The organism is Candidatus Tisiphia endosymbiont of Sialis lutaria, from assembly GCF_964026535.1.
In the GTDB taxonomy this organism is placed as follows: Bacteria; Pseudomonadota; Alphaproteobacteria; order Rickettsiales; family Rickettsiaceae; genus Tisiphia.
In genome coordinates, this window is sequence record NZ_OZ032153.1 from 1,286,859 (window position 1) to 1,307,874 (window position 21,016).

Below are 21,016 nucleotides of genomic sequence, written 5' to 3' on the forward strand. Positions count from 1 at the left end.
CCATTGCTTCGTTGGTTTATGCTTTTTTGCGATGACTTCTGTTGGTTATAGATAAATACTAAAGGTTAGCTATATTTTTATGCCAAACAGATTAACTGAGGAATATATGAACATACTAAGAACTCTTGTAAGATTAAACCATTTTTGTTTATTGTTATTTATAACAAGTATATTTTATGCTGGCTTTTCATACGCTAGTTATACCATTTATATCACTTCAGACGATGGACCGCTTAGAGGAACAGAAAATGTCGTTGCGGTTATGACTGGAGAAAAGATACCCGTTACCATGTTTATGGTAGGATTCCACTACGATTCTAGTAGTTGGTCAAAGGGTGTTGTGAATTTAGCTAAGAAGAGTCCTTTTATTCAGATAGGGAATCACAGTTATTCTCATGCTTATAATCGATATCAGCAATTTTATCGCGATATTCCATCGGTAATTAATGATCTTAAAAAGAATAATGATACGCTAGGTTTAAAAGGTTCCCATATTGATACTAGACTTCCTGGGAGGAATGTATTCCGTCTCCCTAACTTAACTAGAGATGATCCGTATATTTCAAAACAGGAAGATCAAGTTGAAAAGATAGATGATAATGCTATGTACAAGAATGGTTTTTACCTATATGGATGGGATTTAGAATGGACTCACTATAATGATGGTTGCCCTATACAATCTGTTGATCGTCTAGTAGAAGAGATAGATGCTAAATTTGCAAAAAAAGATACTGCATTACCTAATAAATTAATTTTATTAATGCATGATGAGATGTTCCAAGATTGCTTCAATGGTAAAGAAAATTTACGAAATCTAATTAATGCATTACGCAAGAAGAATTATAAATTTGATTTCATTAGAAATTATAATAACCATTGATATAGTCAATTCAGGAGAATTTGAGGCTAGGAGCGATGGAGTACATAGGCGTCAGTTTAAGAAAATAATAAATGAAAAACTATCATTGCGAGCTGATATATCCCCACGAAATTAAGCATGACAAAGCTCTGTCTTTATAATAGATGTCAGGGGTTCTAGCAATGGTTTTATGGCATGCAAATAATTAAATTCAATAATAAATTTCCCAAGGATAAAATACGAATAAATCTTTTTATCTTTTACTGTCAAGCCTCCTGCAACATCAAGTAACGCATTTAAACGATTATTATGTATAAAAGGACAATGTTCTTTTATTACTTCGATTTAATACTGTTTTTACATCCATAACCTACTATCTCTATCAATTCTTGCTATTTTGCAACAATTTCGTGGGGATACATCAGCTCGCAATGACGCTGAGGCTAAATATTAAACTGAATATTTGTAACTAAACTTCAAAAGCTGTAAAAACAGCTTTTGAAGTGGTGAAGTTATCTTACTCTGTAGGGGGCTGCTGAACTTCTGCTCCTAGCAGTGGTGGGTGAGCATCAGGGGCGGTACTATTAGGGATTGGAGTTGATAGATCAGAGGTTGTAACGTTTAAATTGTTATTAACAAGAGAGGTATCAAGATTTGGCATATCCAAATTGTTATTAACTGGTATAGGTAGGCGTATGCCATTAGCCATCCTTAAGGCAGCAAGAAACGTTGCTGGGGTAACATGATTGGGAGGGGATAAGTTATTGGTGTTATTTTGCATATATAAAGTCTCGTATTATAATTGTTAAAGAGAGATTGTATAATATTTAGTAAAAAACACAAGATTAATTTTTATTAATAAGTCGTCATTGCGAGCCACCGTAGGTGGCGTGGCAATTTATTTCTAATCACTTTTCTGGATTGCTTCGTGACCTTACGGTCTCCTCGCAATGACGGTTTTTCAATTATTGTTTTCTTAATTGCTGACGCTTATGTGAGTAGGCGGGAATCTAGACCCCGCACCAAAGCAAGGGTGACAAGAGAGTAGGTATGACAATAAGTCGAGTAGGATGGCATCCTTATACAGAAGATTTTTCTTCTATAGTTTTCCTTACTAATAAACGTTTATTGAATATATTTTAAAAATATTTGATAAAAATCAATATTTTTTTTCTAAAATACTTAGTGCTAGAGATTTTTAGTATATATTACCTATAGTTATTGCAATTATGGGGTAATATGTATATTGAAAACTTACAGCAAAATCAAGCCATTCAAAATTTAATCATAAAATCTGTTACAGATAATAACGTAGTTATTTCAGGTTATGCTAGTGTTTATAATATTTCTGATCAGCATAATGACCTAATTGCTAAAGGGGCTTTTGCCTCAGCCAATCATTTATGTATCAAGTTTCTTTGGCAACATGATTGGCAACAGCCAATAGGGGTGATTAAGTCTTTGACGGAAGATGATTACGGCTTAAAAGTTGAAGCTATAATTAATAATAAAATCGACAAAGGTAAAGAAGCTATAGAGCTTGTTCGCCAAGGAGCCGTTGATGGTCTTTCCATTGGTTTTAATATAAAATTAGCAAATTACAATAACTTAAACCAAAGAATAATCACTGAAGCGGAATTAATTGAGGTGAGTATCGTAACTTTTCCAGCCAATTACCATGCCAAAATTTCGCATATCACTAAACAAAGATACTTAAATGATTTGAATATAGTCAATTCAGGGGAATTGGGTAGCAGGAGAGATTTCTCATCAATTTATAATTTGGGCAATAAGCAACGGGCTAGTAATCAGCAAATTTGCGATAGCTTTTCTTTAAAACAAAAAAATGTAAAACATTCAATTTTAATGGAGAATAAAATGCATATAGAATTAATAACAAAACAAAATAACAATGAAGTAAAAATTAGTGAGTTACAAGAAAAAGTTTATAATTTAGAAAATTTTCTATCTCGCCCAGAAATAGGGGGGATGCAAGATATTGAGCATAAAACTGCTTTTAATAATTATATTCGCAAAGGTAGCCAAAGTGAATTAATCGAAAAATCTTTAAATAGCGGACCTGAGGAAGGTGGAGTATTGTTAGTACCGGCTTTATATAATAGTATCATTACTGAGATTAACGCTAGATCACCTATGCGACAATTAGCATCAATCGAAACAATTTCTAGTAATGCCCTTGATATAGTAATTGAAGAGGGGAGTTTTGCTAGTGGTTGGGTTGGTGATTTGCAAGCAAGAGAAGAAACAACTGCCTCTCGGCTAAAGCAACAGAGAATCTTTGTGCATGAGCTTTATGCTCAGCCAAAAGCCAGTCAAACTTTGATAGATGACTCAGCTATTCGGATAGAGAATTGGTTGATAGAGCGTTTAAGAGATAGTTTTGTTAAAGCAGAAAATGAGGCGTTTATTAATGGTGACGGTAAGAAAAAGCCAAGAGGTATCTTATCAAGAGCTCGTGATAAAATAGAGCTATTTGAGATGGGGGGACAAGTTACTGCCGAAAAATTATTAGATTTCATTAATTTACTTGATGAAGAATATTTGGCAAATGCTACTTTTTTGATGAATCGTACTACTTTATCAGAAATCCAAAAACTTCAAGATAATAATGGTCGGTTTATTTGGCAACAGTCACTGTCTGATTCTTTAAAGCAAACAATATTTGGTATATCAGTGCTTTGCTGTTCTGAGATGCCGCCTATCAAGGAAGGTAATATGGCAATTGCTATAGGTGATTTTAAATCAGCCTATAAAATCATAGATCGTGGTGGTATTAGTATAATGAGAGATCCCTATACTGATAAGCCATTTGTCAAATTTTACGCAGTTAAAAGGGTAGGGGGCGACGTAGTGAATCAGAGTGCTATTAAACTGGCTATGTTTAGTTAACCTATGTGAAGTAGCTATATGTATAAAAAAAATACTTTTAGGATTATTGAACTAATTCCTCAGGCTATTTGGAGCCTAGTGGAAGTTAAGAACTATATGAGAATAGAAGGCGATTATGATGATGATTTAATTAGCAGCTTGATAGATGCTGCAATTATGGCTGCTGAGAATTTTACTAAACTTACAATAATAACAAGGCGGGTAGAGTTTGTTTGTAATATTAAAAATCAACAAAATTTTCAGTTAAAATACCAACCGATAAAGGAATTAGTGAAGATTATAGTCAGTTCAGGAGAATTTGGGGCTAGGAGCGACGGAGTGACGCCTATAAGTAATAGGCGAGCGACGAGTGACGACGTCCCCAACTTCTCATCAATTGACTATACTCTAACAAATAACAGTCAATCTATGAAGCTGCAATCTGATCAATATTACTTAGATCACGATCGATCATTATTATGTTTGAATAAAAAATTAGAAAATTATCAATTAATGGTTGAATATATTGTTGGTTATGATAAAATGCATATTCCAGCTTCAATAAAGCATAGCATATTAATGCATATAGCAGAAATGTATGATAGGGAAAGGCAAAATGCTACTTCTTTATCAACAGAAATTAAGAATCTATATCTAGCGTATAGGCAATTAAGAATATAAGGCTTTTGGAAAGGTAAGAATGAAAAAATCAATAGCACGTACTTTACAACATCAGGTGAAAATTCTAGAGAATTTTTCTGTAAGTGAGATAGAACAAGAAAAATGGCAAGAGAAACTTTCTACTTATGCTGAAATAAAACCTATTTCTGATAATCGATTTACCTCGATAGAACATTTGAATTTTGGTCATATTATGACTGAAGGGTTTTATGTGTTTAAAATGAGATTTATCACCGGCATTACCACCAAAATGCGTATATCGTTTAGAGATAGGCAATTTGAAATTAAGCGGATTATTAATGTTGAAGAAAGAAGTAAATTCTTGAATATTATAGGGTTACAAATATATGTCTGTTAATTTTATTCATGATTTTCACATGAGCATATATAACTTATTATCTGGGGAGCCGGATATTAGGCTTAGTGTTGACCGGATTTACATATCGGTAGTCCAAGATGCAAAATATCCGTTCTTACTAGTAAATATTTTGAAAGTTGAAAATATTTCAAGATTAGGGCAGGATATTTACCAAGTGGAATTTGAGATAAGTGCTTTTGCTAGGGATAAAAATCAGGGGCTTTTAACTTTACTGGCGGAGAAAATTACTAATAAATTAACAGCTAATTCGTGTATTCTTCAAGATTACATTGTTGCTGGTATGAAAGCCTGTAATATAAATTTTCAGCGTAGTTCTGACCTTATTACTACTAAGCTTACTATAGATTACAAAGCCTTGTTAAAGGAGAACAGAATTAGCAAAAATTGCAATAAAGGGGGTTAAAGATATTAGACCTCTTGCAAAACTCGCTTATGCTGAGGAATTTGAAGGAGACGCTTCACCTCGAACCGCAGCGTACTCTAGTGTACGTGAGGAGCAGAGTACCGCTATCACGTACAAATTGCCAGCAGAAGTAGAGTTAGGCAAGAGGTCTATTGATTAACAGTGCCATATATAGTACTGTTAATCAACATTTTATAGGAATAATTATGGCATATTTGGTAGCTAGTGAGGCTAGGAAGAACTTATATAAATTAATAGATATGGTAGCAGAGGAGCATGAGCCAACAATAATAAAAGGCAAAAGAAATACAGCAGTTTTAATTTCAAAACAAGACTGGGAAGATATTCAAGAAACATTATTGGTAGCAAAAAATAAAGAATTAAGTCAATCAATAATCAAAGGTCTTACTACTGATTTTAAAGATTGTAAGACAAAATTGGTGGATTAGCTTAAATGTATAGTTTGTATTTTACTAGCGATGCTTGTAAAGATTTTAAAAAGATTAAGAAATCACCTTTGCAGAAACAAATATACAAATTACTAGAAATTATAAGCAATGATCCATTTCAAAATCCCCCACCTTTTAAAAAGTTAAGGGGTATGTATTTGGGAGCTTATTCGAGAAGGGTTAATTTGCAACATAGATTATTTTATGAGGTAGATAGTAGATAAGAGAATAAAGATACTACGCATGTGGAGTCATTATGGAGATAATTAAGAACTATAAGTTTGAAAAACTTCTATTGCCAAGAATGAGGATATAGAAACTATAGTCAATTCAATTCAGGAGAATTGGGTAGCAGGAACGATGGAGTGACGCCTATAAATAATGGGTGAGCATTGAGCAACAACGTCCCCAACTGCTCATCAATTGACTATATTGCAATCTATCTTAAAAAATATCCTTATATATTTAAGGCATACGGTTCACGTGTTAAAGGTCGTCATAGAAAATTTTCTGATCTTGACCTTTGTATTATGGAAGCAGTAAGTGATCAACAATTGTGTAAGTTGTAAGAAGAATTGGAGGAATCTGATTTAACTATTAAAGTGGATATAAAAAGATGGCTTGTTGATATGGATAAGGATTTTAGGTCGCTAATAAAAAATGATCTTATGCTATTAGAATGATATAGGTTAGGAGACTGCCTACGCTAATTAATTAATAAAATCAAAGGTAGATTATGAAAAAATGGCAATTACAAGAAGCTATATTTAATTCAGAAGAATTGGCTAGCAGGAGCAACGACGTCACCAACTTCTTATTAATTGACTATAATGATGAGGAGAAATTATTTGAAAGAGTTCAGGGTAAAGCAAGGGATATTGAATTATGAATTTTCATGATATACGTATGCCGGAATTTATTGAAACTTTTGCTGTTGGTAAACCGGAATTTGCTATTTCTTGTGCTATGACATTATCAGGTAGAGAAGTAAGAAATTTAGATAGAGAATATGCTAGACAAAGATATTTGATTAAAAATTGTCGTCTGAGTAGTTTTGAATTTGAGCAATTTAGCTCTTTCTTCAGAGCAAGAAGGGGAGGGAGTTTTTCTTTTCGCTTCAGAGATAATGTTGATCATCAAGTATCAAGGCAATTCATTGCTGAAGGCGATGGAAAATTAACCCAATATCAACTGATTAAATTATATGATGACCCAATTTTACCCTATGCTATAACAATTAATAAACCGGTAGCTGGTAGCGAAGAATTTTATGTTAATGGTGTAAATTTGGATGTTCAGCTTGATTATAATACTGGATTAATAACTTTACCAAACCCATTAGATAGGGAGCAAATTTTGACAGGTAGTTTTACTTTTGATGTAGCTGTACGATTTGCTAATGATAGTTTTGAATATTCGTATTCTTCTGATGGGTCAATAGAATTATCGCAAATAGAGTTAATGGAGGTTATATGACAGAATATATTGATAATTCCATAGAGCGGTACATAATTTTACTTATTGTTTCCATATCACGCTACAAGACGGTTTGGAGTTGTATACTCAATTAACCTGAAGAGTTGCAGAAATGGTTAACGGTAATAGTTTGGAAATTATCATTTATTAAGGTACGTAACCTATCTTTATAATTGCCGATGTTGCTAAAAAATTTGTTTATTGCTTCCGAAAATTGTTCGAAATTATGATAAAATTTATTATTAGTTGTAATACTGTGCATAAACTTCCATAATCTCTCAATTGGGTTAAGATTTGGACTATATGGTGGCAAAAATACTAGCTCTATTTTAGTATTTACTAGGTATTCCTTAACTTTCTTGGATTTGTGGTAACTGGCATTGTCACAGATTAAATATATTCTTTCCTTCTCACTATTCTCCTCTTCCAATCTCTGTAGGAAATTAACTATCTGCTCCCCATTTATTTTGGGGTTCTCTGTGCTTACTAACTGTAAATTAACTAGGTTAATAGCACCAATCATGTGCTTTCTTCTCCAGCCACTGAATGTTGGTAAGGTCTTATCTTGGTTCTTTCTTATCCAACCGCACCTTGCCTTTGCTTGATACTGAGGATGAACACCGTCCATAAAATATATGGCTTCCTTATCTCTGAGATTCCCTTTTAGTAAACTGTAGTTTAACTTAAATAATTCTTGCTTGTCAAAATCCAGCTTAGCTGGTACTACTTTCGGCTTCTTGTAAACAAAACCCAGTTTGTATAGTAATTTTGTTACTCCCGTTATCGTATATGTCACACCATATTTGTTCTCAATGTAATGCATGATATCTTTAGCATAAACATAATTATTTGCTTCTAGGTGATTCACTAATTCTGCCTGCTCAACATCATTTAATTTGCTTGTGCTACCTCCATTGTTGGTATTAAGCTTATTGGCTTTTTGATAATCAACAATATGTTTTCTTATCGCTTCGTGGCTCAGGAGTAGTACCTTAGCAATCTCTACATTACTATACCCATCGTCATACATCAAAACTGCCTTAATACGATCACGTATCCTTCCGTCTCGTTCTGTTTTATGACGTTCCTTCAATTTTTCTCTTTGTTCTTCTGTCAATACATTCTTGCTCATAATATCATATACTCTATAATATCTCTCCTATCTTTGCAACCCTTCATTTATTAGTAGTATATCTTACTGAATCTGATAAATCTTTGTCAATTGATGGGATAAGATTTATGCCAAATTCTGGAATAACTTTAAAGGAAGGGGTTTTTAATGATTCCGCACAGAATTACATTATCTTAGAAGGAGTTTTTGAGAATAATGGAGTAGAGCAACATTATGATTTGACCCAGGCTATGGTCAGAATTTATACTAGTTGTGCTGATTCTTATAAGCATTTTGTTACTTATTGCTGTAGCCTTTATACTAAAAGGGATTTAGATTTTACTTTACGTTTAGAGCCAAATATGGGATATAATCAGTCGTTACTGCAATCTTTTAGTAAAAAATGTCGTGCTAATTTTGGAGATTTAAAATGCAAAATAGATAAAACAGTTTATAGTCAGATATATAATGTTCAGGAAATATTTGGCAGAACTATAGTCATTTCAGATATTGATAAAGAAAGTGGTTATTTTAATTATGGGGATGCTATTTTAGCTAATGGTCAATTTTATAGTAAGATAATTAGTCATTCTGGAAATGTAATTATATTGGATCAATTAATTCCTGATAGTATGAAGTGTAATAAAACGGTTGATCTTACTATAGGTTGTGATAAAAACTTTATAACTTGTTGCAATAAATTCAACAATGCAGTAAATTTCAGAGGAGAGCCATTGATTCCTGATGATAATTTTATAAAAGTGATTTAGAGGAATTTAATCGTCTATTAGCGAGGAGCTACTTTAGTAGCGACGCGGCAATCTAATGAGTGTGGATTGCTACGACCATTACATGGTCTCGCAATGGCGGGAATGACGTAATAAATATGAAAATTAAATGAATAAAACCAAATGAGTAAAGATTTTGTAAGGCATTTCCTAACTGGTTTTTTTAGTATATTTAAAATATCTAAAACAACAATAAGAAAGAAGCCAGAGACAGATTTGTCTGAGTATTTTGTTAAAATAGAAAAATATATTAATTCAACATTTCAAGAAATAAAAAAAGAATATGAAAGAGAGTAAAAGCTTCTTTGCTAGTAATAATAGATTGAATAAAGGATATTCAAAAATTAACAATAATCCTAGAGAAAAAGATAATAGCTTCTATCGTAAGAAGTTTGAGCATGTTATGCCGCCTATAGATTTAATGGAAGAATATGAAAATCTTCATCCAGGCACCTTGGCAAAATTAATTGTTATGGCAGAGAAAGAACAAACGCATAGACAGCAAATGGATATTAAAAGTATTGAGGTTTATGAAAACATAACAAAAAAAGGGAGAGTTAGTGCGGTTATATTTATGATAATGGTCTGTATTACTACGCTAATTTTAGCAATGTTCGGGCATTTTATGATAGCTAGTATTTTTACTGTTTCAGTATTTTTAGTTATAGGAGCTGGATTATTCATATCTTCTACTAAATTTACCAGGCAGAAAGATTATCATAGAAGATGACAATAGCTACCCTGAAAAATTGTGGTTTCCGTACTCCTCGCAATGACGTATAAGCCTATAACTCATCATTGCGAGCGAACGTATGTGAGCGTGGCAATCCATTGCTAATTACTTTCTTGGATTGTTTCGTCGATCTAAGGGCTTCCTCGCAATGATGCTTATGCACAATGACGAGATATACATGATCTGTAAATGTCATGAGTAAGGTGGTAAAATTAAATATTGAGTAAAATTTATGGGTAATATAGAAGAAATGCTGGAAAGGCAAAAAACTCCTTTTGAGTATTTGGTATTTAGTGGGGGAGGAGCCAAAGGGGCAATATATTCCGGTGTTTATTCAGCCTTGGCAGAATCTGGAGCAGTTGGAATGGTTAAGGCGGTTGCAGGCTCATCTGCTGGGGCGATAAGTGCGGCGATGGTTGCCTGTGGTATCCCCCCTGAAGAATTTGAGAAAATTTCAAAAGAGACTAACCTTAAAGGTTTACTTGGTACGCAAGGATTTTCAGCTGGTCCGGTGCAGATTGGCAAGGATGGTACCCCATTATATGGTCTTTTAGATAAAACAATCAGAACAGGGGTATTTAATTTTTTGAAGGGCAAGAACTTTGGGGAGCTTTGTCAGTCAGGTCGTGATAGGATTGTACAACAGCAAGAAAAGTTAGAGCAAAAAAAGCAAGAGCTTTTAAACTCGATTGAACAATTAAAACAACAACATGGTGATAATAGTCAACAGATTAGTGATATAAATGAGAATATTCAAGGATTGGATTTTCAAAAACAACAGCTAAATAAGCAATTTGATAAAATTCAAACTATCATAGACTCTAATGGTAAAGAGTTCAGTGAATTAATGGAAAAATGCCAAGCTGGTGGGAAAATCCTTTTTAAGGATTTAGCTCTTTTAAGACTTGTTGACTCAGAGCAATTTAAAGATTTATTAATTACTGCAGTAAGGCGAGATAATGGTACGTTGCAAATTTTTAGTGCGGAAAATAGCCCTGATGTTGAAATTGCTTTAGCTTGTCGTGCCTCTGCTTCAATTCCTATAGTTTTCCAACCGGCAACAATTGATGGGGTTGAATATGTTGATGGGGGATATAGGGACAATGTACCTATTGGATATTTTCCTGAAAATGAGAGTAAAGTGGATTCTGCCGAAGAATTAGATGGTTTTGATAATGTTGCTCTAGCAAAAAAACAGGGTAGGGTACTGGCTCTTGCTTTTGGTAGTGGTATGGATGCTTCAACAAATGTGGCAATATATAGTGCCAAGCCTTTTGACAGCCCAAGTGCTCTAATAAAATTTTTAATGGATGTAGTATATAAAACTCTGGCTCAAGTTGGTGGACATTTTAAATATACGGAAACTGATAAAGCTACTCTTACTAATTTACGTGAGAATGCATTAAACACGGTGACATTAGATACTCAAGGTATATCCACTCTTGATTTTGATGATGCTCAGAAATATGCAGGTTACTTGCATATTAAAGGACGTTTTCAGACGTTGGAATATTTAGATAATTACGAGTTAGGTAAGGGGGTAGATAAAAACTTTGAACAGCAAAAATTCCTTCTAAGCGTCTATGAGGTTTATGATAATGACAATTTGAATAAAACATTTGCTCATAAAATGTTAGACCATATAATTCCGGCAAAGCCAACTGAGAAAAGTTGGCAAGATCGTGATGCTACTCGAAGTCATCAAGCAAAAGCTGAGGCACTTTTATCTTTTTGTACTTCAGAACGTTGGGAAGGAAAAGATAATAAGAGTCCCTTAAAAGATTATGTTATACTTGCAGCAACTAACCGCAATAAAGAAGTTAGAAATGATACCAAGGCATTAGAATCGCTGATTAAGACTTTAAACTCTCCAACAACATCAAGTAAAATTAAAGAAGATTTTATACAATTACTATCTATTGATAAAAAACAAGATAAAAGATTGAATACAGAAAAAAGTCCAGCAAAGAATATTGCGGAGTTTAAATTTACGAAAGAAGATTTTAGTGGTTTTTTAAGCAAAAATAAAAGTGAAGCTTTTCGTATTAGTAGTCAAGGGAAAGGAGTAGGGCGGGCTAAAGGTGGATAACGCTGAATTAGTTATTGTCGCTAGTCTCCTGGGAGCGACGAGTGACGCCTATTGATTATAGGTGTTGCTTTATCGCCTCTGCTAGCCAATTCTCCTAAATTTACTATAAATAATTTGGTGGTTTAAAAATTATGTCTGTGTTACCTATTGTAACTGCTCCGGATTCAAGATTAAAACAAAAATCTTTGCCCGTAGGTACAGTCAATGATACTATAAGAAAGTTGATGGATGATATGGTTGAAACCATGTATCATGATCATGGGGTAGGACTTGCAGCAATTCAGATCGGAATAGTTAAGCGTATATTAGTGGTTGACTTACAGAATAGTGATGATACAGAAAGAGCAGAGGGTTTTTATCCGTTATTTATTGTAGACCCAGAAATAATAGATAAATCTAAAGAGTTAGTTGTGGCATTAGAAGGGTGTTTATCTTTACCGGAGCAACATGTTGAAGTAGCAAGGTCTGAGTCTATAAGTATAAGGTTCTTAGACTATAACAATATACAGCAAGAATTAAAAGCTGATGGTTGGCTTGCTAGGGTTATTCAACATGAGATGGATCATTTAGACGGTAAGTTGTTAGTTGATTATTTGAGTAATATAAAAAAGGATATAGCATTACGTAAATTAAAAAAGCTAAAAAATAATAATTTATGAAAGTAATTTTTATGGGTACGCCAGAATTTTCTGTACCCACTCTTAGGGAATTAATTAACAGCAACGACCACCAGGTAGTTGGTGTATTTACTCAAGCTGCAAAATCTAAAGGGAGAGGACTCAATGAGGTGGAATCTCCAGTACATCTTTTGGCATCAAAATATAATATTGCAACTTATACTCCTAAGACCTTAAGAACCGAAGAAATAACCAATTTAATTAATTCAATTGAGGCGGATATAATAGTGGTAGTTGCTTATGGGTTTTTAATACCAACAGTTATCCTGCAAGCTAAAAAATATGGATGTCTTAATATTCATCCGTCAAGTTTGCCGCGTCATAGGGGGGCAGCTCCATTACAGCGTACTATTATAGAAGGTGATTTAGAAACTTCTGTATGTATAATGCAGATGGATGAAGGGCTAGATACTGGTGATATTATATTGCAGCATTCATTGTCACTTTCTCCTAGAATAACTTTACCAATTTTGCATGACCAATGTGCAAAAATAGGAGCAGATTTATTGATTGAAACCTTAGATAATATTGATAATTTACCAAAAATTATCCAGGATAAGAATGGCGTAACTTATGCTCATAAACTTAAGAAAGAAGAAGGAAAGATAGATTGGTGTGAGACTGCCTACAAAATAGATTGTAAAATTCGAGGTATGAATCCTTGGCCTGGTGTATATTTTGAATATAGAGGTAAAATTATAAAGATTCTAGAAGCGTATTATAACGATTTGGATATTAATTTGCCACCTGGTACCGTAGTTAATAATAGTGTTTTGGAGGTAGCTTGTGGTAAAGGTACTTTGATCATCCAGAGATTACAGCAAGAAGGAAGAAAAATCTTGAACGCCGAAGAATTTATGCGTGGCTTACAAAGCCCTATAATTAGTTTAGCTAAAGAAAAAGGGGATGGACTTATGCCTAGTATAGCTTAAGTATGGAAAGAGGGAGGCATCCAAATCGGAAGCTAAATTAATAAAAATGATTATAAAAAATGGTAACTCTATTGAAGAAGTAGCGAGAATTACTGGACTATCTATTACTAAAATCAATGAATTACTGAAAGTACAGTAAGTAATGAATTATTAGATTAGCTATATAAGCAAATTTTATTATGACTTCAGACAAGCCAAAACATGACGAAATCTTTCGCAAATCTATGGAGAATCCTATAGTTGCTAAAGAGTTTTTGGTAACTCATTTGCCTAAAGATGTGCTGGCTTTAATCGATAGCACAACTGTAAAATTAGAAAAAGATAGTTTTATTGAGCCAGACCTTTCTGAAACTATTTCTGATGTATTATTTTCTGTTAAGTTTAATGATCAGGATGGCTATATTTTTTTGCTATTGGAGCATCAAAGTACTGTTGATAAAATGATGGCATTTAGGTTATTTAAATATATGATTAATATTTGTGATCTATATTTAACTACTAATCATAAAGCTAAAAGCCTCCCATTAATTTATCCCCTAATAATTTATAATGGCAAGAAGAAATATAACGCATCGCTCAATATATGGAATTTATTTAGCCATCCAGATTTAGCCAGAGGCTTCTGGACAAATGATTGTCAGCTTATTAACGTACATGATATCCCCGATGAAGAACTCAAGAAAAAAATATGGTCTGGAATTTTGTTATTTTTCCTTAAGCACATCCACGAACGTCAATTACTGAAAAGATGGCAAGAAATCTCTTATCTCTTGCCTAAATTGAGTAAAATAACAATAGGTCATGACCATATAAGAAATCTATTGAGCTATACTTTGACCTTTATTGAGCAAAATGATAAAATAGAGTTAGAAAAAATATTAAAAAATAGTTTAACTAAAGAAAAAGGAGAAGAACTTATGCCTAGTATAGCTCAAGTATGGAAAGAAGAAGGGATTCAAATCGGGCTACAGGATGGTATCAAAATCGGAGTGCAAGATGGTATTAAAATCGGAGTACAGGATGGTATTAGAATCGGAGAAGCTAGGGGAGAAGCTAAATTAATAAAAATGATGATAAATAATGGTAGCTCTATTGAAGAAGTAGCGAGAATGACTAGATTATCTGTTACAAGAATCAATGAACTATTGAAAGTAGAGTAAATAATGGATTATTAAACTAAAAATTATGTCATTATTTCTTTCACAAAAAAATAAGACTATAGGGATAGTTGGTCTTGGTAAGACTGGTATGGCTGCTTATCAATCGCTAAATAAAGTAGCTAGGATAATTTGTTATGATCAACTAGGTAGTAGTAGGGATGCTTTCAGTAAAATTTATGGAAACGATAATTTGGTTAGCTTTTCTGATCAGCGGTGGCAGGATATTGATAAGATATTGTTGAGTCCAGGTGTTCCCTTATCGCATGACATTGTTACCATGGCGAATGTCCGTAATATATCAATAACCTCAGATATAGACTTATTATTTGAGGAAGTTAAGTTTAGAGGGGGGAAGAAAGCTAATTTTATCGGTATAACTGGTACTAATGGTAAGAGTACTACCACTGCTCTAACTGGTCATATTTTACAGTTTTGTGGTTTTGATTATCCAGTTGGCGGGAATATTGGTGTTCCTGCCTTAAGTATGGGATTAGATTGTCAAGGGTATGTATTAGAGCTATCTTCCTTTCAGTTAGACTTATTAAGCAGTTTTAAAGCTAAAATTGCTGTGCTACTTAATATTACCGAGGATCATTTAGATCGGCATAATAATATGCAAGGCTATATTGTCGCTAAAAAGAAAATCTTTGATCGAATGGATAAAGATTCATTTGCCATAATTAGTGTTGATAATGAAATTACCAACAATATTTTCTTAGAGTTACAAAAGGAGAATACCACAAATTTAATACCAATCTCTGTTGGTAAAATCCTTGATAAAGGAGTATCAATTTGTAATAATGTTGTTTATGACAATATTTTTGAACCAATTACTATTAATTTGCCAAATAATAGCTATCTACAAGGCATCCATAATCAGGAAAATATTGTTGCCAGTTATGCGGCTTGTCGGATTATAGGGCTAAGACCAGAACAAATAATTGCTGCTATCGAGTTGTTTAAGGGGTTGCCGCACAGGATGCAATATGTTGGTACAATATACTCAGATCATTCGAGTATGATAAAATTTTATAACGATAGCAAAGCTACCAATAGCATTGCTGCTTCTAAATCCCTTGCTGCACTTGATAATATATATTGGCTAGCTGGAGGAGTGGCAAAAGAAGGAGGAATAACAAATTTAGCTCCATGGTTTGATAAAATTCATAAGGCTTATCTTTTTGGTCAAGATAAAGAACTTTTTGCATCGTCACTTAAGGGTAGAGTAAATTTTCAAATTTGTCAAAATTTGCAGGAGGCTTTTAATGTTGCAGTTAGAGATGCAATGCAAGATATAGGGAGCATAAAAAATATTTTGTTAGCTCCAGCTTGTGCCTCTTACGATCAATTTAAAAATTTTGAAGAACGCGGAAATCTATTTATAGAATTATATAATATTATTGCTAACCATGATTAAAGATAATCATAATAATGAATTATCTAACAATTACCTAAAATGGTGGTGGCGTAGTATCGACCAGCAAATGATTATTGCTTTAGTAATCCTGTTTGTTTTTAGTATGATGCTGGTTACTACAGCTGGACCAGTAATAGCAAATAGAATAGGACTCAATGAGCATTATTTTGCCTCTAGACAATTATTTTATCTTGCTAGTGCATCGCTATTGATCATTCTTTTTTCCCTTTTTTCCAAAAAATGGTTAAAGAGATTGTCAATTTTAGGATTTATTGTCAGCATATTGTTATTAATTTTAGTTAAATTCTATGGTTATGAAGTTAAGGGGGCTATTCGCTGGGTTAATATTTTAGGTTTTTCGATTCAGCCTTCAGAATTTATAAAACCATTTTTTGCGGTAGTTGCAGGTTGGATATTATCATTGAAATTTGAGGGGGAATTTCCAAGTTTTTCTATTTGTATAGTTCTGTATGGTATCATTGCTTTATTATTAATTATCCAGCCAGATTTTGGTATGTTAGTGATGGTTACTGCAGTTTTTGGTATTCAGCTTTTTGTTGCTGGTATGCCAATATTTTGGATTATGCTTGCTGCTTTTATGTTGTTATTTGGTGTTACAGCAGCTTATTTTTGGCTGCCTCATGTAGCGAAAAGGATTAATAGTTTTTTTGATCCAGAGAGTATTAGTAATTATCAAGTTAGTAAGTCAATCAGAGCATTTGAGCATGGTGGTTTATATGGTTGTGGTCCTGGTGAAGGAGCGGTAAAACAAGTATTGCCGGATTCTCATGCTGATTTTATTTTTGCTGTTGCTGGTGAGGAATTTGGGGCGATTATCTGCTTGATAATTATAGGAATATTTGCTTTTATAGTGATTCGTAGTTTACTGAAACTCATTAACGAAGAAGATAAATTTGTTCAATTGGCAGCAAGTGGTATTGTTGCACAGATAGGTTTACAAGCCTTAATTAATATAGGTGTTACCTTGAATTTATTACCAACCAAAGGGATGACATTACCATTTATTAGCTATGGTGGTTCTTCAACTTTTGCCATAGCTATTGCTACAGGGATGCTGCTTGGTTTTACCAAACATAAAACTTCCCTTACTAACTATAAAATTCAAGATATTGACATATGAAGAGTATAATTGTTGTTGGTGGTGGTACGGCAGGTCATCTATTTCCCGCTATTGCTTTGGCTGAAGAATTGGTGAAACGCGGGTATAAATTACACCTTATTACTGACGTTAGATGCCAAAAATATTTAACTGAAGATTTACCGCTCATTCCACATATAATAAATTTTAGATTGCCACCGAAAGGGTTGTTTAATAAGTTTAAATTATTAATTTGTTTATTATTTATGATTTTTAAGATGTTATTGCTATTATTGCAGGTCAAACCTTGTGTTATAATTGGGTTTGGTGGCTATCCCTCTGCTCCTCCTCTGATAGCAGCTGTATTGTTACGTATTCCTATCGTAATTTATGAACAAAACTGCTTTATTGGTAAGGTCAATAGATTATTCTTAAAATGGGCCAGAAGAGTTGCGCTTACCTATGAGGAAACTAAAAATTATAATATTGTTGACTATAATAAGAAATTAGTTATAGGAAATATAGTACGGGATAATGTTAAAAAGCTGAAAGTTAAGGATAATTTTAGCAATGATATTTTTCGAATATTGATTTTTGGTGGAAGTCAGGGAGCAAAGGTGTTTTCTACTTTAATACCGGAAGCGATTAAGATATTAGTGCAATCAAATCCTGATATTAAACTACATATTACCCAACAAGCTCCCCCAGAAGATTTAGACAATATTGCTAAAATTTATAGTGAATTAAACATCCCACATAAAATAGCCGATTTTTTTTATGATATGGATCAGCAATATGCCAATCAAGAACTAGTAATATCAAGGGCTGGGGCATCAACTATTTCTGAGCTTAGCTATATTGGCTTGCCGGCAATTTTTATTCCTCTACCTTTTGCTACTGAAAACCATCAATTCTATAATGCCAAGGCACTGGAAGATAGTGGGGCAGGGTGGTGTTTTGAACAAAATAAAATTACTGCAGAAAAATTAGCCGATAAACTCTTAGTGCTAATAAAAAATCGTGATATACTGGAGCGGGCATCTTGTGAATTATTAAAGCGGAAAAATGACGGTAGTAATATTTTAGCTGATACAGTAGAAGAAATAGTAAACTGATTTCTTTGGGTTGTTATTAGCGGGAGGAGAAGACGTCTAGGAAGTTGCCTTTAAGCGGGATTTTATTGTATTTCTATAGGAACTTCTACGATTCCTAGAGGGGTGATGGTGTGATTATCATCAATATCAACATGCTTGTTTACATCGGAGGACTTTAAGTGCAAAAAATCTTCATTTAATATTTTTGGAGGGAGAGAACTTAAGTAATAGGGATTTTCTAAACCAAGATAATCCTGTAATATTTTAAGAATAATATCAGGTAATTCTAAAAAATGCTTTTGTATAAATGCATCTATTTTTTGGCAATCTAAATTCCCATTATTTTGTTTAGCAAATAAAGCTATTAATTCTTGATTCATCTTATAAAATATTAGATACCTTATATCATGAGACTCAAGTGCCATTTTAGTTATTTTGTTAATTTTAAAAATGGAAAGAGTTTTTGGTAATTCGCCAGTTAGGTATTCATAAATATTGATAACTAAATTTAGATTCTCTATGACTAATTTTTTTGAAGTTGTGTTTTCTAAATGATAGGTAATATTGTTTTTAGTAAAGCTAACTTTAGTACCCATAGGGAGTAGAAGTGAGGTAATAGAATCTTTATTTAATATAGAGACATGATCACAAAGAGAATCTAAGGAGCTTTGATTTTGAAAAGTACAATAATCTTTCTCTAAAGGTAACTTAACTGCACCTGTGGGATTTAAGGCAACTGCTATATCAATTGGATATTTTACAGTTAGCGTTATATCTTCGAGTACTTCGAAGTAATAACGTTCAGGCCTGCTAATATATGGCATTTTATTGCAAAAAAAGGTTCTGTTTTCGGTAATAACTAAGTGATCTTTAGTAGATTTTGGCATATATAAAGTACTTTATTTACTTATGAATAGGCTTTATATAATATTTATTAAAAAGTACAAGATAAATTTGGGTCAATCAGCTTGTTTTTTCCCTATAACTACTTCCTGGTTAATTGATTCTTGCAACTTGGGTGATTTTGTGTCATTAATTATGTTATAGTCAATTGATGAGAAGTTGGGAACGTCGTCACTCGTCGCTCGCCTATTACTTATAGGCGTCGCTCCATCGTTCCTAGTCCCAAATTCTCCTGAATTGACTATATTATCAAATTATCGGACTAATTTATGTTAAAAAAAGTTATTATTATAGTTTTGGGATTATCCCTACTTTCAGGTTGTACTGATGGGTTTAGAGGATATTTCAAAAAATCTGCTAATAATAAAATTATAGATAGTAAAGGTTTTGCCGGTGGCAAACGTCCACCGCTTTATAATAAGAAATATATAGCGATGGCAAAAAGAAATGTTATGGAAGAAAATTTTGATGATGATGAGGGGGATTTGTTTAGTGAATATGATACTGAAACAATCAATCCAACTTTAAGAAATCGTCAAATGTATCTTAAGATGGTAAAACAAGATGCGGAACGTAATGAAAAACGTAAGCAAAATCAAGAAAAAGAATATCCTTCATTGAATTCGGCAAATGATAAGCTGAAGAAACAAAATAATGATAAGAATGATCAAGCAAATAATAATTTGCACAAAGAGCTAGAGCAAATTAAAGCTATTTTGCGTGAAACTAAGAAAGATTTAGAAAAATATAGATGTCCTGCACGACAAACTACTAACCAACAAACTGTTGATAAAGTTTTACCAAATAAAGCTAAAACAGGTAGTAGTAAAAAAATTAAGGAAGTCGAAGCCAGTAAGAATAATAAAATTAACAAGCCACTTGGCAAGTCAGAGATGCAAAAGAAATTTCTTAGTGAAGATGATGATATAAAGACCACTGATGCTATAGTCAAATGATGAGAAGTTGGGGACGTCGTCACTCGTTGCTTGCTTATTACTTAACATTATTGCGAGGTCATTGCGAGACCTTAGGTCTATGAAGCAATCCAGAAATGATTAAAAATGGATTGCCACGCTCACATATGTTCGCTCGCAATGACGACTTTTCTACTTTATTTTCTTAAACTGATGCCTATGTGTAATGACGGCTGAGGTTTGGGCATTCCTTGCAATGACGGAAGGGTTTTACCCAGGCGTCAACTATAGTAGGAGTAAATATGAACAATATATTCGCTAATTTTAAGTTAGCGTTAGCTAAGAATAATGGCAGCTTTTTTGAGCATGACATTATCTGTAATAATGAGTTAGTAAGATTAAGACCATTAAACGCAGATGATATGCCTGAGTTTGTTCGGTTCCATTATGATTACGCAGTTTGGAAATATTTTGCTATCAAAATGTCTCAAGTACAAGATATGAACGACTACGTTGATGATGCTATACAACAAAGGAAAATGGGTTTACGATATCATTTTACTATTGAAGAGCAGAAAACAGGAAAAATTGTTGGGTCAACGGCTTTTGGCAATTATTCTCCAAAAGATAGAAGGATAGAAATAGGTTGGAGTTGGATAGAAACATTGTTTCAAGGAAGTGGTATTAACAAAAATGCCAAGTTTCTTTTATTGCATTTTGCCTTTGATTACCTTAATATGGAAAGGGTAGAGTTTAAAACAGATGCACTTAATGTAAGAGCTAAAGGTGGGCTAATTAAAATTGGAGCAACTGAAGAAGGTGTATTGCGAAGCCACACTCTTATGCCTGATGATAGACGCCGAGATACAGTATATTATAGTATACTTAAAGATGAGTGGGATACAAAATTACGGTTAAAAAACTTTTCTGATTGCTCAGGCTCTATAGAAGCAGGGGGCTAGA

Annotated in this window: 27 protein-coding genes; 23 read left to right on the forward strand and 4 right to left on the reverse strand. The window is 33.2% G+C overall.

What is annotated here, in order from left to right; translation table 11 throughout:
- Positions 1-79 precede the first annotated feature (79 nt).
- Both AAGD20_RS06215 and AAGD20_RS06220 read left to right on the forward strand, forming a co-directional pair.
- Positions 80-880 (forward strand): polysaccharide deacetylase family protein, encoded by an 801-nt coding sequence (locus AAGD20_RS06215; protein WP_094649125.1) that lies wholly within the window; start codon positions 80-82, stop codon positions 878-880.
- Positions 849-995, forward strand: coding sequence for a hypothetical protein (locus tag AAGD20_RS06220; RefSeq protein ID WP_341748832.1), 147 nt, complete (start codon positions 849-851; stop codon positions 993-995). Before AAGD20_RS06215 ends, AAGD20_RS06220 begins: the two co-directional genes overlap by 32 nt.
- On the opposite strand, the gene AAGD20_RS06225 is transcribed toward AAGD20_RS06220, so the two are convergent.
- Together AAGD20_RS06225 and AAGD20_RS06230 are read right to left on the reverse strand one after the other, a co-directional pair.
- On the reverse strand, positions 992-1,129 hold the full coding sequence (locus AAGD20_RS06225; RefSeq protein ID WP_341748833.1) for a hypothetical protein: 138 nt from the start codon (positions 1,127-1,129) through the stop codon (positions 992-994). The two genes, AAGD20_RS06220 and AAGD20_RS06225, sit on opposite strands and share 4 nt — an antisense overlap.
- Before the next feature lie 247 nt (positions 1,130-1,376).
- On the reverse strand, positions 1,377-1,640 hold the full coding sequence (locus AAGD20_RS06230) for a hypothetical protein (protein ID WP_341748834.1): 264 nt from the start codon (positions 1,638-1,640) through the stop codon (positions 1,377-1,379).
- 458 nt (positions 1,641-2,098) lie between these two features.
- Here AAGD20_RS06230 and AAGD20_RS06235 point away from each other — a divergent pair, with 458 nt between their 5' ends.
- The 9 genes from AAGD20_RS06235 (at position 2,099) to AAGD20_RS06280 (ending at position 7,136) form a co-directional block, all read left to right on the forward strand.
- Positions 2,099-3,769, forward strand: coding sequence for a phage major capsid protein (locus tag AAGD20_RS06235; RefSeq protein ID WP_341748835.1), 1,671 nt, complete (start codon positions 2,099-2,101; stop codon positions 3,767-3,769).
- Positions 3,770-3,787: 18 nt separating this feature from the next.
- Complete coding sequence (locus AAGD20_RS06240; RefSeq protein ID WP_341748836.1) at positions 3,788-4,429, forward strand: head-tail connector protein; 642 nt, start codon at positions 3,788-3,790, stop codon at positions 4,427-4,429.
- 19 nt (positions 4,430-4,448) lie between these two features.
- Positions 4,449-4,787, forward strand: a complete 339-nt coding sequence (locus AAGD20_RS06245) for a phage head closure protein (RefSeq protein WP_341748837.1) — start codon at positions 4,449-4,451, stop codon at positions 4,785-4,787.
- The gene (locus tag AAGD20_RS06250) at positions 4,777-5,211 is read left to right on the forward strand and encodes a hypothetical protein (RefSeq protein ID WP_239832760.1); all 435 of its coding nucleotides are present in this window, start codon (positions 4,777-4,779) and stop codon (positions 5,209-5,211) included. Before AAGD20_RS06245 ends, AAGD20_RS06250 begins: the two co-directional genes overlap by 11 nt.
- A gap of 152 nt (positions 5,212-5,363) precedes the next feature.
- Positions 5,364-5,660: a type II toxin-antitoxin system Phd/YefM family antitoxin gene (locus tag AAGD20_RS06260; RefSeq protein WP_341748838.1), complete on the forward strand. Its 297-nt coding sequence runs from the start codon at positions 5,364-5,366 to the stop codon at positions 5,658-5,660.
- 5 nt (positions 5,661-5,665) lie between these two features.
- Entirely contained in the window at positions 5,666-5,884 is a 219-nt protein-coding gene (locus AAGD20_RS06265; protein WP_239832759.1) for a Txe/YoeB family addiction module toxin, read from the forward strand.
- 168 nt (positions 5,885-6,052) lie between these two features.
- Positions 6,053-6,229 (forward strand): nucleotidyltransferase domain-containing protein, encoded by a 177-nt coding sequence (locus tag AAGD20_RS06270; RefSeq protein WP_341748839.1) that lies wholly within the window; start codon positions 6,053-6,055, stop codon positions 6,227-6,229.
- 167 nt (positions 6,230-6,396) lie between these two features.
- Positions 6,397-6,549 (forward strand): hypothetical protein, encoded by a 153-nt coding sequence (locus tag AAGD20_RS06275; protein ID WP_157905688.1) that lies wholly within the window; start codon positions 6,397-6,399, stop codon positions 6,547-6,549.
- A complete protein-coding gene (locus AAGD20_RS06280) occupies positions 6,546-7,136 on the forward strand; it encodes a TIGR02217 family protein (RefSeq protein ID WP_341748840.1) in 591 nt (196 codons plus the stop codon). Before AAGD20_RS06275 ends, AAGD20_RS06280 begins: the two co-directional genes overlap by 4 nt.
- Positions 7,137-7,227: 91 nt before the next feature.
- Here the strand turns inward: AAGD20_RS06280 and AAGD20_RS06285 are convergent, their stop codons facing one another.
- Positions 7,228-8,268, reverse strand: coding sequence for an IS630 family transposase (locus tag AAGD20_RS06285; RefSeq protein ID WP_341748821.1), 1,041 nt, complete (start codon positions 8,266-8,268; stop codon positions 7,228-7,230).
- 29 nt (positions 8,269-8,297) lie between these two features.
- On the opposite strand from AAGD20_RS06285, the gene AAGD20_RS06290 reads away from it, so the two are divergent.
- The 10 genes from AAGD20_RS06290 (at position 8,298) to murG (ending at position 18,257) form a co-directional block, all read left to right on the forward strand.
- The gene (locus tag AAGD20_RS06290) at positions 8,298-9,017 is read left to right on the forward strand and encodes a DUF2163 domain-containing protein (protein ID WP_341749477.1); all 720 of its coding nucleotides are present in this window, start codon (positions 8,298-8,300) and stop codon (positions 9,015-9,017) included.
- Positions 9,018-9,158: 141 nt separating this feature from the next.
- Positions 9,159-9,332: a hypothetical protein gene (locus AAGD20_RS06295; protein ID WP_250310584.1), complete on the forward strand. Its 174-nt coding sequence runs from the start codon at positions 9,159-9,161 to the stop codon at positions 9,330-9,332.
- On the forward strand, positions 9,319-9,765 hold the full coding sequence (locus AAGD20_RS06300) for a DUF2335 domain-containing protein (protein ID WP_094649503.1): 447 nt from the start codon (positions 9,319-9,321) through the stop codon (positions 9,763-9,765). Before AAGD20_RS06295 ends, AAGD20_RS06300 begins: the two co-directional genes overlap by 14 nt.
- A 235-nt stretch (positions 9,766-10,000) precedes the next feature.
- A complete protein-coding gene (locus tag AAGD20_RS06305) occupies positions 10,001-11,857 on the forward strand; it encodes a patatin-like phospholipase family protein (protein ID WP_341748841.1) in 1,857 nt (618 codons plus the stop codon).
- A 131-nt stretch (positions 11,858-11,988) separates the two neighbouring features.
- A complete protein-coding gene (def, locus tag AAGD20_RS06310; protein ID WP_341748842.1) occupies positions 11,989-12,516 on the forward strand; it encodes a peptide deformylase in 528 nt (175 codons plus the stop codon).
- A complete protein-coding gene (gene fmt, locus AAGD20_RS06315; RefSeq protein WP_341748843.1) occupies positions 12,513-13,466 on the forward strand; it encodes a methionyl-tRNA formyltransferase in 954 nt (317 codons plus the stop codon). The genes def and fmt overlap by 4 nt, the downstream gene beginning before the upstream one ends.
- 179 nt (positions 13,467-13,645) lie before the next feature.
- Positions 13,646-14,626 (forward strand): Rpn family recombination-promoting nuclease/putative transposase, encoded by a 981-nt coding sequence (locus tag AAGD20_RS06320; protein WP_341748844.1) that lies wholly within the window; start codon positions 13,646-13,648, stop codon positions 14,624-14,626.
- Positions 14,627-14,651: 25 nt separating this feature from the next.
- The gene (murD, locus tag AAGD20_RS06325; RefSeq protein WP_341748845.1) at positions 14,652-16,043 is read left to right on the forward strand and encodes a UDP-N-acetylmuramoyl-L-alanine--D-glutamate ligase; all 1,392 of its coding nucleotides are present in this window, start codon (positions 14,652-14,654) and stop codon (positions 16,041-16,043) included.
- Complete coding sequence (gene ftsW, locus AAGD20_RS06330; RefSeq protein WP_341748846.1) at positions 16,036-17,184, forward strand: putative lipid II flippase FtsW; 1,149 nt, start codon at positions 16,036-16,038, stop codon at positions 17,182-17,184. The genes murD and ftsW overlap by 8 nt, the downstream gene beginning before the upstream one ends.
- Positions 17,181-18,257, forward strand: coding sequence for an undecaprenyldiphospho-muramoylpentapeptide beta-N-acetylglucosaminyltransferase (murG, locus tag AAGD20_RS06335; protein WP_341748847.1), 1,077 nt, complete (start codon positions 17,181-17,183; stop codon positions 18,255-18,257). The genes ftsW and murG overlap by 4 nt, the downstream gene beginning before the upstream one ends.
- Before the next feature lie 62 nt (positions 18,258-18,319).
- On the opposite strand, the gene AAGD20_RS06340 is transcribed toward murG, so the two are convergent.
- Positions 18,320-19,123, reverse strand: coding sequence for a hypothetical protein (locus AAGD20_RS06340; protein WP_341748848.1), 804 nt, complete (start codon positions 19,121-19,123; stop codon positions 18,320-18,322).
- Between the two features lie 285 nt (positions 19,124-19,408).
- Between AAGD20_RS06340 and AAGD20_RS06350 the strand changes: the two genes are divergently transcribed.
- Together AAGD20_RS06350 and AAGD20_RS06355 are read left to right on the forward strand one after the other, a co-directional pair.
- Complete coding sequence (locus tag AAGD20_RS06350; protein WP_341748849.1) at positions 19,409-20,095, forward strand: hypothetical protein; 687 nt, start codon at positions 19,409-19,411, stop codon at positions 20,093-20,095.
- A 260-nt stretch (positions 20,096-20,355) separates the two neighbouring features.
- Positions 20,356-21,015, forward strand: coding sequence for a GNAT family protein (locus tag AAGD20_RS06355; protein WP_341748850.1), 660 nt, complete (start codon positions 20,356-20,358; stop codon positions 21,013-21,015).
- Position 21,016 lies beyond the last annotated feature (1 nt).